The sequence below is a fragment of the Paenibacillus tritici genome, from assembly GCF_018207515.1.
GTDB classification, from domain to species: Bacteria; Bacillota; Bacilli; order Paenibacillales; family Paenibacillaceae; genus Paenibacillus_AQ; species Paenibacillus_AQ tritici.
Genome location: NZ_CP073365.1, coordinates 3,869,637 through 3,882,299, shown reverse-complemented (window position 1 = coordinate 3,882,299; position 12,663 = coordinate 3,869,637). Strand labels below are relative to the sequence as shown.

The following is a 12,663-nucleotide window of genomic DNA, read 5'->3' as shown; positions in this document are numbered from 1 at the left end:
ATAATACGCATGAGATTTAATATATAAATTTTGCTATTTCAATTTAACGCTTTTTAACATTTCATTGAATTCGGCGTTAGCTTGCCTGTGGACCTGCGATGGAGAAGTTAATACAAGGGTATAGATTTCATTATTTTTCTCGAATAGAATCATTCGAAATTTGATCTGTTCATTTTTATTGCTTACGCTGTAGGCCAACTGCTTCGCATCAATATTCCCTACCTTCACGGACTGCTCAGTGATCTTGGCCACATTCTTCTCCGTTATATCTTTTTTGACGAAGCTGACATATTGTTGGAGGTTCATATCTAAATCGCTCTTACTGTAATGACGAATTAGCAGCGTGCTCATCTCGGATGAGATTAAGATAAGCTGATGATCTCCTGCATTCTCAATAGAAGATGTTACGTCTCTCCAATCACTGTAGCCTGTGACTTGGACTTTTTTATCTTTGGTTGCAAATAGCTGCTTCGTAGATATTGTGGCGGTTTGAATCTCCGCCAGCCAGTTCACCTTCGCATCCACTGCTTCACCTATAAAACGTAATGGAACGTAGGTGCTGCCCTTGATGTTAGAAGCGGCTACGGTCAGTTTTTGCTGATTGCCGTTAATCTCAGCAGTAGTTGATCCTACTTTAAGCTTGATAAGCGTACCTGTTTTGCTTCCCTTGATCGTTTGCGTTTTTGGATCCCAGTCAACCTTGAGTCCCAGCGCTTCGAAAATAGTGCGGAACGGAACCATTACAGATCCATTTTGCCGAATGGGCGGAACTTGGAATTTGATGCTCTCGCCATTCAGCTGCACCATGATTTCATCAGGATCTGAAGGTGGTGTAGGTTCTTTACTATCTTCATCAAGCACTTTGACGCCTTTGGCAGCGAGTTCGGTCAGGATTTTCTTAGCACTCGCATTCAGAGGATTATTGCTGAGTGAAACCTCCTTAAGCTTCGGAAGGCTTGTTAAGACGCTAATATCTTGGACCCGATTATTATCAAAGTATAGATGTTCTAGTTCCGGGTGATCTCTTAACGGTTCCAGAGACTGGATTTGATTATCGCTTATGATTAACCAATTCAGTTTGTCTAAGGATTGAATTGGCGATAGATCCTTAAGCTGGTTATTGCCGATTAACAAGTCTGTTAAATGGGTTAATCCCGCCAGTGCATCGAGCTTCTCTATGTTGTTTGCATCAAGATTCAGCTGCTCCAGTTGGGACAACGCTTGCAATGGCTCCAGTTCACTGAGCTGATTGTCATTTAGAGCCAGGAAGGTGACTTTGTACAGATTTTTAAGTGGCTCAATATTAGTAATTCCAAGCCCCGGGAGCATTAAGCTTTCTAAATTAACAGCATACTCTAGTCCGCTTAAACTGATGATTTTCTGTGCAGAATCACTTGGATATAGTGATGTTAGGGTCTGCAGATCTTCTTTGGTAAGGGGAGCGGCCGGCTTCTTCAGCTCGACACGAATCGCCTGTTCCAGATTCTTGTCTGAGATGAGAGCGGCTTCTGCAAATACGGATGGAATAGAAACGAAGCATAGCAAGAAAGCAAGTACAGTGGTTGATAGAATTTTGATCGGCTTACACAAAATAGATTCACTCCTTGAATTGTCGTAATGACTAGATTCGACATTTGTATACCATTACCTTTATCGAAAAAGTGATAACCGTACCAGACTATTCTTTGGTCAAAAGGAAGCAGTTGGATTTTCTACACTTGCTGATGGACGAAAAATCCATAGTACGATAGCAGTTGGAAAAATGACACTTAATTTGCGTATTTTCTCTAAAAGTAGCGAAACTAATCAAATTAGATGTATTATATCCACCTGCTTCCTCCTTTTCCTATTAGATCAACAAAACAAGATACGTTTATCCACTTGCTTACCGCCAGAACCCTTCAACCAAGATAACAATAGCAAATAAGGCACCCCGCTGACGGGGCACCCTACCTTGGATTTGAGATTATAGCCGGTTGAGCCGGGCTGGCTTGCCGGGGATGATCCGATCAAGCCTCCAGCTCCTCCTCGGTCCAGTGCAGCTGGACCCCGAGTGCCATCAGCTGCTCCTGATAAGCCTGAAGATGCGCCGCCGATTCTCTTACCGCTGCCGGTTCCACTTGCTGCCTGATGGCATAAGCCGCTAGAGTACCGGCTGCTTCGCCAATATTCCATTCCGTGGGATGCAGCCGGTAGCAGCCGTTGGCGATTTGGGTCATGGAGATATTTTTGCAGGCCGGGAGCAGGTTCTTGACCCGCACCGGGATCAAGGCGCCGAGCGGGATCTCATAAGGATGATTCGGGATATAGAAGGTTCGCTGGCTCACCGTTGTAGGGTGAAGATCCAGATGATAGCTGCCTACCCCTACGCTGTCCTCATAACGGCGCGGTCCCGCCGCCCCGCGCAGCTCCTTGCTCACATCCTGCTCGGCAACGGTATACAGTCCCCTGATGCGCCGCGATTCCCGGATATACGGGGCTTTGGCCAGGCCGTCCTCTGTACCGAGCACATCTCCGCGCAGCCGTACCCCCGGATAACCCTGCCCGCCGTCCAGGCGGGGAGCCTCTGTCTGAAGCCAATACACGAGCGAGAGGGTCAGCTGTCTGGCCCCCTCCAAGTGCCGTTCCCGCTCCTCCGGCGGCACGCCGATGAGCGGACCGGCATAATAATCGTTCAGCGCCCAGTTCAGCAGCGTAACTTCGCCGTCATTCAGCGGCTCGGTCCAGATGGCCGGGTCTACGATCCTCCGGTAATCCCACAGGGAGACAATGCCCTGCTCATTCGGGAACATCGTGAACTGCTTCAGCTTAGTCGTATCGTCAGCATCGGAAGCGAACCAGCTTAAGATTGGATACTTCGAGAACGAAGGGACATACCCGCGCCAGTAATCATAATCCCTTGGACGGGGGATGGTATAATCCCCTCCGGGAATATAGTCTACTGCTGCCACATGGGTAATCGACTGCATATCGAGCGGGTCTGCTTCCTCCAGCGCATGCGGCTCTCCCGTCTCGCTGCGGGACTCGGCGCCGCTGACATGCTCTACCCCGGCCAGCGGCAGCAGATCGCCGCATTCCGTAGCATCCAGATAATAGGTGCCGCGCAGCTTGATCCGCGCTCCGCCCGGACCCTGGACGGTGACCCCGGTCACCAGGTCCCCTTCGGTATCGGCAGCGACGGGCACCATATGGTAGAGCACCTCGATCCGCCCGGTGTTCACATACGGAGCCAGCATCTCCTGCAAGACGGCCAGCGCCACCTTCGGTTCATGCGCGAGCCGGCTGACCCAGCCGTTGCCGGGATTCAGGATCGGATTGCTGTTGGCGGCTTCCGTAAGCGGGTAATTCCGTCTGTAATAGTCCCTGACCCTGCTGCGAAATTCACGGTAAGATGCAGTGCTGCCCGATTGCTCAATCCAGCGGTGTTCATCCGGCGGAACTGCCTGCGAGGTCAATTGCCCTCCCAGCCAATCCGTCTCTTCTGTCACAATAACCCGCTGCCCGGCCTTGGCTGCGGCCAGTGCTGCCGCCACCCCGCCAAGGCCACCGCCGATAATTACTACATCCGAACGTTTCTCCTGTTGGCTAGCCATACTCTATCTCCTCCTTGTCGCTGACGTAAGATGATCCGCTGCTGTCCCGGCCTAGCCGTTCCAGTGCCAGCCGGGCCGCGCCGAAGCAGCCTGCCCGGTTACCCAGTTCAGCTGCCGCAACCCTTCCGGCTAACCCGCTGCCCAGCTTCCCGGCCAGCATCGGCCACCATACGGCGCGGGTCTGAATGACGCCGCCGCCGATAATGATCCATTCGGGATCGACCGAGGCAGCGATATTGCCAATCACCAGCGCCAGATCGGCTGTAAAGCGCTCCAGAACAGCCAGCGCCGCTGTATCGCCTATACCCGCAGCCGCCATAATCTCCCGGCCGTGCCTATAGGGCCGGCCGGTCTGCTCGAAGGCCAGCCGCAGCAGCGCATTGCCGGACACATATTGCTCCGCGCAGCCCTGCTTCCCGCAATTGCAGGGGCGGCCGCCGGGCACAAGCACGCTGTGCCCCCAGTCCCCGCCGCTCCAGCTCGCTCCGCGCAGCAGCTGTCCATCCGCCAGGTTGGCCCCGCCGACCCCGGTCCCCAGAGTCAGCATGACCAGACTTGGCTTGCCGCGTCCGGCCCCCAGCCACGCCTCGCCAAGCAGTGCGGCGTTGGCATCGTTATCGGCCGCCGCAGGCAGTCCGAACTCGGCCATAGCCCAGTGCGTGAGCTGCATCCCCTGCCAGCCGGGCAGGTTATCGGTGGCGTAGACCACCTCGCCGGAATTCATATTGATCCTGCCCGCTGAGGCAATGCCCAGCGCTTCTACTGCCGGATGGCCTGTTAACAATTCCTCCACCAGTCCTTGAAGCTGGCCGAGAATGGCCTCCCGGCCCAGCCGGGCCTCCGTATCGCGAACGGCCTCGGCCAGTACCGTGCCGCTTTCATCGACTACAAGCCCCTTGATGCCTGTTCCCCCGATGTCCACGCCTATCACTTGCCGCATTCGAAACGCCTCCACTTCCGCCACAGTATCGTATAGTAATAGAAGCTTGCTTTATCCTGTGGAACCTAACGAGTCTTTAATTTTAGTAGATCCGGTCAATGACCGCTCTGGCTGTCAATTCCTTCATCTTCTTGGACTCCTCGCCATTCAGGTGCTCCAGCCCCTGGCAGAGCAGGTCAATAATGAATAACTGGGAGATCTTGGCCCCTACGGAGCCGCCCTCCAGCGGCGATTCCTTCCCGGCCGTCAGCAGCACGATGTCGGCAATGGAAGCAATCGGGGACTTGGCGTAGTTGGTCATGGCAATTACCTTGGCCCCGTTCTGCTTGGCCTTCATCAGCATGTCATTCGTATCCAGCGTGCTGCCGGAGACGCTGATGCCAAAAGCGACATCGCCCGCCCCCATCGTCACAGCCATCATCGACTGGATATGGCTGTCGGAATTGGCTTCCACCCGCCGCCCGATGCGCAGGAAGCGGTTCTTGGCGTCCAGTGCCGTGATGCCCGAAGAACCCACGCCAAAGAACTGGACATACCGGGCCTGATCCAGAGCGTCTACCGCCTGCTGCAATTGCTCCCGGTCCAGCATCCCCAGGCTGGAGTGCAGGACTCCTACCATCGAGGCATACAGATGATCTGCATAATCCCCCTCTTCTGCCCCCTGCTCGCCATCCTGCGCGACCTGCCGCTTCGGCAGGCCTTGGGCAAGCACCAGCTTGAAATCCTGGTAGCCCTTGAAGCCGATTTTGCGGCAGAAGCGCATCACCGTAGTCTCGCCCGTTCCGGCAAAGTCGGCCAGCTCCGTCACAGACAGATAGATCAGATTGTCCGGATGCTCCAGCACACATCTGGCTACCTTCTGTTCCGATTTGGTCATGGAAGGATAATACGTGTTAATTCGGTCATTCATTTCCATTGTCATTCATCCTCACTTTTCTCGCGGCTGCTGCGAACTGCCGGGTAATGAGCTGCGGCCTGGTGATTGCCGAGCCTACTACAACTGCATAAGCCCCCAGGTTCAGCGCCGCTTCCACCTGTGCAGGCTGGCTGATCCGTCCTTCAGCTATGACTGGAATCTTCAGGCGCTGTGCAGCCTGCCCCAGCAGCTCCAGGTTCGGCCCTTCCTGCTGCCGGGAATAGGGCGTATATCCCGACAGTGTAGTCGAGACGCAGCTGACCCCCAGCGACTCTGCGTATAGCGCCTCCTCCAGAGTCGAGATATCTGCCATGGAAGCAGCCGGGCTTGCGTTCAGCAAATCTATGATTTGCTCCAGCGTACAATTCCCGGGCCTGCTCAGGCGGGTCGCATCAAAGGCGATCATATCCGCCCCCGCCTCCAGCAGCTCCTCAATCTCCCGCAGCGTCGGGGTGATATAGACGGCAGAATCCGGGTAATTGCGCTTCACGATGCCAATAACCGGCAGCGCGACCGCCTGCTTGATCGCCCGGACATCCGCCGCCCCGTTCGCCCGGATGCCGACAGCCCCGCCTTCCTCTGCCGCCAGCGCCATGCGGGCCATAATCTCAGGCCCGTGCAGCGGTTCGTCAGGCAGCGCCTGGCAGGAGACAATCAGCCCCAGATGCAAGCTTTCCAGTATATTTTTGCTCAGGGTCCCCACCCACTCTCTTATATTCTAATAGACAAGCCCGCCTTAAGAGCGCAGAAACCGCACAGACAAGCCCACCTCGAACATGCGGTTCCAGGGCATATAGCAATCGGTAATCTGCACACTTCCGGCCGGACTGTCAATCCGGACAGCCAGCTCTTCGCCCAGCCGTTCCTGCACACGGGCGGCCACGCGGCCGCGCGGCCCATCCAGCTTATATTTGCCGTAGCCCATCTCCTGCACCGGGCCTTCGCTCAGTTCTCCCCGCACGACCGAACAATAGCACACATCTTCGGCATACCGCAGAGCCAGGAAATCCAGATGCGCCTGTGTACGCCCGTAGAGCAGATAGATCATCGCTTGTGAGATGACGGTGCCGAGCGAGTTGGAGCTGGTGTTCCAGCCGGCGTATCCGGCGAGGTCGAACAGCAGGTTGGTCTGCCGCAGCATTTTGACCAGCTTCTGATCACCGCCATTGGCATATCCGACGTCCGCAACAGCGACCGGGATCTTCTTGCTCCGCAGCATGTAGTCCCCATATTCTACCAGCTCCATCAGGTTCCGGTATACATCATAGCTGTGAAAAGCGTGCTTCTGCGACACCGCCTCCTCCATCGTCTCCCCCGGTGTGCTGACCAGCAGCACCAGATCCGCTTCCGCAGCGCTCGACGCGATCAGTCCGCCTGCGGCCAGAATCTGATATTTCAGCGTCTCGTAGAAGAACCGGTCCTCGAACAGCGGGGTAACAAACGCTCCTTGGATGGATGACAAGCGCGGATACACCAGCGGCATCCGTCCGGCGGCTTTATTCATCATCCGGGCGAGAAGAGTGCAGCCTACCTCGTCGGCGCCGGGATACATATAGACCTTAAGCTCCAGATCAAGCGCAGTGATTCGGGCCCGTACCTTCTCCTGATCCTTGGCCGTATGCCCGTACGGTGCCGAATCATCCTGCGGAACAATCATGAAGTCAATGATCCCGTCATGGACCAGCTCCAGCGCCAGCTTGTTCGCCTCAATATTGACCGCTCTGCGGCCGAGATAATCCTCCAGCACCCCGGACGGCAGACGAAGATCAATCTCAGCCAGCTCGCGGATCTCCTCGTCGGTAGCAATCCCCAGCTCCAGCCGGTGCTGGATGAAGCCCTTGCGGAAGATCTCCCGGCCCCAGTCCGCATAATAGTCCGGCTCCTCGTCCGACAGGGAATACTGCGGACAGCGCATAATCAGCTGGAACGCATACAGCTTCAGCTGCGGGTGACGCTGCTTGATCCCCCGCAGCCGCTCCAGGCGTCCGGTCAGCTCTGCGGGCTCCAGCCCGTGCAGCCGCGAGGGAATAATGCCTCCATAGAGCAGCGTATCAAGAGCGACCACTGCTCCGTCTGCACCTGCGCAGGCAGCCTCGAACCAGGACCACAGCTGCTCCACATCACCCGGTCGCTTCTTCAGCCCCATCAACTCCCCCGGGGGACGCTCCATAATGTATTCCGTCTCCTTGGCCAGCAAATAAGGGAACTCATAATTGCAGGGCCGCTCGTCCAGCGGGATGAAGATCAGCTTACTGTGCTTCGTCATGCGCATCCTCCTTCTTCAGCTCCTCCGGGAGCTTCACGCCCAGTGCTTCAGCCGCACGTATGGCCGGATCACTGCCCAGACGGACGCCATAGCTCCGGCAGGTTGCTAGGCATTGAAGTACTTCTTCCCGGGCCTTCGGCTGCCGCGGCTTCGCCAGTTGTCTGCGGATAGCCTGCCACAGCGCGGCATCCGCCGTTGCCCGGCGCAGCCAGGGCCCCGCTTCTTCGGCGAACTTGGCGTTACTTAGCCCGCCAAGCCGTTCAGCAGCCTGCTCCAGCCGGCTGAAATAGCTATCCAGCCACGCGAAGTCCCGGCGGGCAAGCGCATCGTCCAGCTCCGGGTACCCGCCGGAATACAGGCGGCTGTTCAGATTCTGCTGGCAGAAGAACATCATCTCGTCCGCCAGCTCTCCAGCGAATTCACGGACGGACAGCTCCCAGGACAGCTCAGGCATGTACCGCTCACTGTTCCACATATAATGGGACATTGTTGTGAGTGTGATCTTGGAGCATTCCCATTGGTTCATCGGATTGGCGACGACCGCCGTATGCCCGTACTGCCCGAGCCGGGAGCTGCGGCCGCGCACCGGATCGAGGAACAGCCGGTCCTTGTCGCAGTCATTCACCGGAACATTGTCCCATAGCCATAGCTCATGCCCGTAATAGCTGCGGTTATCCTCCGCATGCTTCCGGCCGATCTCCGGGGCGAATACGAAGTAGCCGGTCCAGAATACTTTTACATTCGAATGAAGCTGCTCCCTGATATCCTTCTTATACTCCGTGTTCCAATACGACCAGTATTCCGAGGGACACATCGCCAGGGTGAAGTGTGGCAGACATGCGGCCAGATAATCGTAGACCCGGTTCGTCACATAAGCATGGGCGGCCCCGGAGCGTTCCAGAAACTGCCTGTTGTCGCCCGTAAGCACATAATCAATGTCATCCATCAGCAGCGCGAAATGCCGTACTCCGACCGCGATCATCGCAGCCAGCTTCTCTTCCAGCCTGGAGAAGTCCTCCTTGCTGCGGAATTCCAGATCGTTACCGGGACTGATACAATAGTAGAAATCCACCAGATGCTTGTCGCATTCTTGCTTCAGCTCATGAATCCCGGCGAAGATGTCGTCCGGATAAGGCTCACGCCACAGCTCCCGGTGATAAGGATCATCCTTCGGCGCGTACATGAAGGCGTTCATGCGGTGCCCGCCCATATACCTGACCGCATCCATGCGGTCCGCGAAGCTCCACGGTGTTCCATAGAACCCTTCTATAATTCCCCGCACCGGAAAAGAGGGCTCATCCTCCACCGTAACCACCGGCAGCCGGCAGCAGTCCCCCTCGATGGTGAGCAGCTGCTTCAGCGCATCCAGCCCATATTTCAGCCCCCGGCGGCTTGAAGCAGCCACCACAAGCTTCGCGTCCTTGCCGATCACCAGCCGGTAGCCATCCGCAGCCAGCGAGCCATCGTACTCCAGCATCAGCTCAGCATTGCCCTTGTCGGCAGTGGCTACGCCCGGACCGGCCGGCTTCAGAATCTGTATTCCTCCGCCATCGTCCAGCAGACCCTGTACATCCTGATTCATGGCATACCGTGAGGCCAGCTCACAGCGCAGCTGCGGACCTTCCAGTACAAGCTCTTCTCCACCGGCATAATAATCGCGGAACAAATACTGGCAGTCCCGTAACGAAATTCCCATTGAATAATGCCTCCTTAGTTACCCTTTAATTGCACCCGCAATACCTTCCATATAATACTTCTGCGTGAACAGGAACACGGTGATAATCGGCAGCACCGAGATCATGGTACCAGCGGCTATCCAGCCGAAGTTGTAAGAGAATTGCCCGTTCAGATACGTAAGTGCCGCCGCCAGCGGATACTTCTGCGGATCATCCAGCACTACAATCGGCCACAGGAAATTGTTCCAGAACGCCATCACCTCAAGCAGGCCGATGACGGCAATCCCCGGTTTGACGAGCGGCATAACGAGCTGAATGAAGATGCGCAGCTCGGAGGCCCCGTCCATTTTGCCCGAATCGCGGATGTCTGCAGGGATGCCCAGGAACGTCTGCCGCATCAGAAAAATATTGAACACCGACACCGCAGCCGGAAGGACAACGCCAAGGAACGTATTGCCCAGATGAAAGGACTGAATGGTCAGATAATGTACGATCATTGCGGTCGCCGACGGAATAATCATGGTCGAGATCAGCAGCGTGAAGATCAGGTTCCGCCCCTTGAAGCGGAAAGCCGCGAGCGGATACGCTGTCAGGCAGGACAGCAGGATATTGAAGGCTACCCCAAGCAGCGTAATGACCACCGTGTTCATAATATAACGCGGGAAATTCATGAAGTTCCACACCTGCACATAATTATCGAAAGCGATGAAGGTGGGCAGAATGGCCGGCGGGTTCGCAAACACATTGCGCCCCGGCATCAGCGACACGCTCAGCAGCCACAGGAAGGGCCCCATCATGAACAGAGCAAGCAGAATCAGCAGAATATAGGTAATCAGATAACGCAAGCTACGCGGCATCAATAGCTATTCACCCCGCCTTTCCGGTTGAGCCGGAATACCAGTACACTAAGCGCTCCTACCAGGACACTGACGATCAGCCCGAGCGCCGAGGCATAGCCGAAATTGAACTGCTCCAGCCCTTTTTGAAAAATATAAACGCTTGAGGTCAGTGTAGAGGTCCCCGGCCCGCCCTTGGTCAGAATGTAGACCTCGTCGAACACGCGGATCGCCCCCATGACCGAAATCAGGGTGCAGAAAAGAATATGCGGACGCAGCAGCGGAAGCGTCACATGTACAATCAGCCGTAGCGGACCCGCCCCGTCCACGCGCGCAGCCTCATACAGATCCGCCGGAATACCCTGCAGCCCTGCCAGATAGAGCATCATGTAATAGCCGAGACCCTTCCACATCGTAATGAACATCAGAACATACAGCGCTGTGCTGCTCGTGGAGAGCCAGGAGACCTGCTCGCTGAGAATCCCCGCCTTCAGCAGCAGATAATTGACAACGCCGTTATTGCCCAGGAGCCAGCTCCAGATCAGCGCTACCGCAACCATCGAGGTTACGACCGGTATATAGTAGGCGGCCCGGAACATTTTGATGCCCGGAATCCGGCTGTTGACCAGAATCGCCATTAGAATCGCCAGAATCTGGATCACCGGCACAATCAGCACATACACCAGTGAATTCCACAGCGAAATCAGGAAATTGTGATCCTGGAAGGCCCGGGTGAAGTTATCCAGACCCACGTAACGCGTCTCTGCAATGACAGAATAATCGGTTAATGATAGCGGAATCCCGTAAATAATCGGCCAAAAGGTAAACACCGCCAAGAACAGCAGACCTGGTGCCATAAACGCCCACGCGGTAAAAGATTCGGATCGAATCCTCTTGTACACCCGCCACGCCTCCTTCTCCTTCAAATAACCCCGCAAAGTAAGGCTTTAGCTTAGAGGTTTACTCAGGTGCTTTGCGGGGGCACAAACATGTAAATTGGGGGGATTCCCCATCATCAAGCTGTACCTCAACAGTCTAGGAACCCTGACTGATGATATTATTGACTTCCTTCTCCACCTTGTTCAGCGTTTCCTTGATATCCGCATCGTTCATCAGAATTTCCTGTAGCCCCCGTGCCAGCGCAGAGTTGATATCCCCGGCACTCGGTACGCCAACCATGTAATCCGTAGCTTTGTCCAGACTCTGTGAGGAAGCGACTTTGGCTTCGGCTTCGAGTGAGCCGTCGGAGTCTGTGAAGAACGGATCTTCAATCGAAGCCCGGCTTGAAGGCAGTGTGTTGGCGACCTTGGAGAAGGCCGTCTGGTTCTCGCTATTCGTAATGAAGGCGGCGAATTCCACCGCCTGCTCCGGGTTCTTCGACTTCTGCGGCACCACCAGATTCATTGAATTGGAGAGGCGCAGGTTAGCTTTGCCGGTTGGCAGCGGTACGGCAATCGTATTCTTGTAGACATCCGGCGCGGAGGTCTTGATGAAGTTGATGAAGGTTGGACCCGACAGCTGGAAGGCTACCTGCTCCCCGGAGAAATACTGGATCTGCTTGCTGAAATCCGCATCCTCCTTCAGCACCACGCCTTCCTTCATCAGATCGCGCATCTGGGCGATCATGGCCTCGGCTTCCGGCGTGTTGAAGGCCGCTGCCGTCTTTTCCTCATTCAGAATCGGGATGCCGTCGATCGGGAACAGCTTGGAGACGAGCTGCTGCGCATAACCCGCGGCACCGGTCTTCTCGTGAACCTGACGGGCCCATTCCACCAGCTCGTCGCGGGTCTGCGGCGGGCTGGCAGGATCGAGTCCGGCCTTCTCCACCAGCTTTTTATTCATGAACAGCACTTCAGTGCCTGTATACCAGGGAAGCGCATAAGCTTTGCTGTCCAACACAGTAGAATTATAAATGCCGTCAAAGTAACTCTTCGCTTGATCGTCCGTCAGATATTCGTTCAGATTCAGCAGCGCACCCTTACTGCCTAATTGACTGGCGAATTCGGTGTTAAGATTCACTACATCGGGGCTCTTGCCGCTGGCCGTGCTGGTGAGCAGACGCTGCGAGATCGCATCATAAGGATAGTCCTTCCACTCCACGGTTACCCCGGGATGGCTGCCCTCATACTTGGTGATCAGTTCATTGAAATAGTCGTTGAACGTCGGTTGAAGTGCAATCGTCCAGAACTCCAGCTTAACCGGCTCCGCAGCAGGTGTTGCCCCGGCTCCAGTGCCAGCCTCTCCGGTGCTTCCTGCAGGGGTGCCCTTCGTATTGCCATTCCCTCCGCAAGCCGCAAGCAATAATGACATGGTCAGCAGTAATGATACCGTGAAGCCCTTTCTGTTGGTTCCCACACAACATTCCCCCTCAGTATTAGTGTAAGATGAGCGCTTAATCCCGTGTCAGGTTTCCTGACTTATGCTCCCTCTTTCCAT

General features: G+C 55.6%; 10 protein-coding genes. All 10 read right to left on the bottom strand.

Translation table 11 applies throughout. The annotated features are described in order from the left end of the window. Positions 1–33: 33 nt before the first annotated feature. The 10 genes from KDC22_RS16590 to KDC22_RS16545 all read right to left on the bottom strand — a co-directional run bounded on the left by KDC22_RS16590 (position 34) and on the right by KDC22_RS16545 (position 12,582). Positions 34–1,590, bottom strand: coding sequence for a stalk domain-containing protein (locus tag KDC22_RS16590; protein ID WP_211719687.1), 1,557 nt, complete (start codon positions 1,588–1,590; stop codon positions 34–36). 419 nt (positions 1,591–2,009) lie between these two features. Further along, a complete protein-coding gene (locus KDC22_RS16585; RefSeq protein ID WP_211719686.1) occupies positions 2,010–3,593 on the bottom strand; it encodes an FAD-dependent oxidoreductase in 1,584 nt (527 codons plus the stop codon). Then, positions 3,586–4,533: an ROK family protein gene (locus tag KDC22_RS16580; RefSeq protein WP_211719685.1), complete on the bottom strand. Its 948-nt coding sequence runs from the start codon at positions 4,531–4,533 to the stop codon at positions 3,586–3,588. Before KDC22_RS16580 ends, KDC22_RS16585 begins: the two co-directional genes overlap by 8 nt. Positions 4,534–4,615: 82 nt before the next feature. Continuing rightward, positions 4,616–5,449 (bottom strand): MurR/RpiR family transcriptional regulator, encoded by an 834-nt coding sequence (locus tag KDC22_RS16575; protein ID WP_173137416.1) that lies wholly within the window; start codon positions 5,447–5,449, stop codon positions 4,616–4,618. After that, positions 5,436–6,143: an N-acetylmannosamine-6-phosphate 2-epimerase gene (locus tag KDC22_RS16570; RefSeq protein ID WP_211724075.1), complete on the bottom strand. Its 708-nt coding sequence runs from the start codon at positions 6,141–6,143 to the stop codon at positions 5,436–5,438. The genes KDC22_RS16575 and KDC22_RS16570 overlap by 14 nt, the downstream gene beginning before the upstream one ends. 42 nt (positions 6,144–6,185) lie before the next feature. After that, the gene (locus KDC22_RS16565; RefSeq protein WP_211719684.1) at positions 6,186–7,715 is read right to left on the bottom strand and encodes a DUF4127 family protein; all 1,530 of its coding nucleotides are present in this window, start codon (positions 7,713–7,715) and stop codon (positions 6,186–6,188) included. Then, the gene (locus KDC22_RS16560) at positions 7,699–9,411 is read right to left on the bottom strand and encodes a glycoside hydrolase family 84 protein (protein WP_211719683.1); all 1,713 of its coding nucleotides are present in this window, start codon (positions 9,409–9,411) and stop codon (positions 7,699–7,701) included. The genes KDC22_RS16565 and KDC22_RS16560 overlap by 17 nt, the downstream gene beginning before the upstream one ends. 18 nt (positions 9,412–9,429) lie before the next feature. Continuing rightward, complete coding sequence (locus tag KDC22_RS16555) at positions 9,430–10,248, bottom strand: carbohydrate ABC transporter permease (protein ID WP_173137422.1); 819 nt, start codon at positions 10,246–10,248, stop codon at positions 9,430–9,432. Continuing rightward, positions 10,248–11,129 (bottom strand): carbohydrate ABC transporter permease, encoded by an 882-nt coding sequence (locus tag KDC22_RS16550; protein WP_173137424.1) that lies wholly within the window; start codon positions 11,127–11,129, stop codon positions 10,248–10,250. Before KDC22_RS16550 ends, KDC22_RS16555 begins: the two co-directional genes overlap by 1 nt. Before the next feature lie 133 nt (positions 11,130–11,262). After that, entirely contained in the window at positions 11,263–12,582 is a 1,320-nt protein-coding gene (locus KDC22_RS16545; protein WP_246552667.1) for an ABC transporter substrate-binding protein, read from the bottom strand. Positions 12,583–12,663 lie beyond the last annotated feature (81 nt).

Coding starts and splice junctions, on each gene's coding strand:
- KDC22_RS16585 (WP_211719686.1), bottom strand. CDS start 3,593: ATGGCTAGCCAACAGGAGAAACGTTCGGATGTAGTAATTATCGGCGGT.
- KDC22_RS16580 (WP_211719685.1), bottom strand. CDS start 4,533: ATGCGGCAAGTGATAGGCGTGGACATCGGGGGAACAGGCATCAAGGGG.
- KDC22_RS16575 (WP_173137416.1), bottom strand. CDS start 5,449: ATGGAAATGAATGACCGAATTAACACGTATTATCCTTCCATGACCAAA.
- KDC22_RS16565 (WP_211719684.1), bottom strand. CDS start 7,715: ATGACGAAGCACAGTAAGCTGATCTTCATCCCGCTGGACGAGCGGCCC.
- KDC22_RS16560 (WP_211719683.1), bottom strand. CDS start 9,411: ATGGGAATTTCGTTACGGGACTGCCAGTATTTGTTCCGCGATTATTAT.
- KDC22_RS16555 (WP_173137422.1), bottom strand. CDS start 10,248: ATGCCGCGTAGCTTGCGTTATCTGATTACCTATATTCTGCTGATTCTG.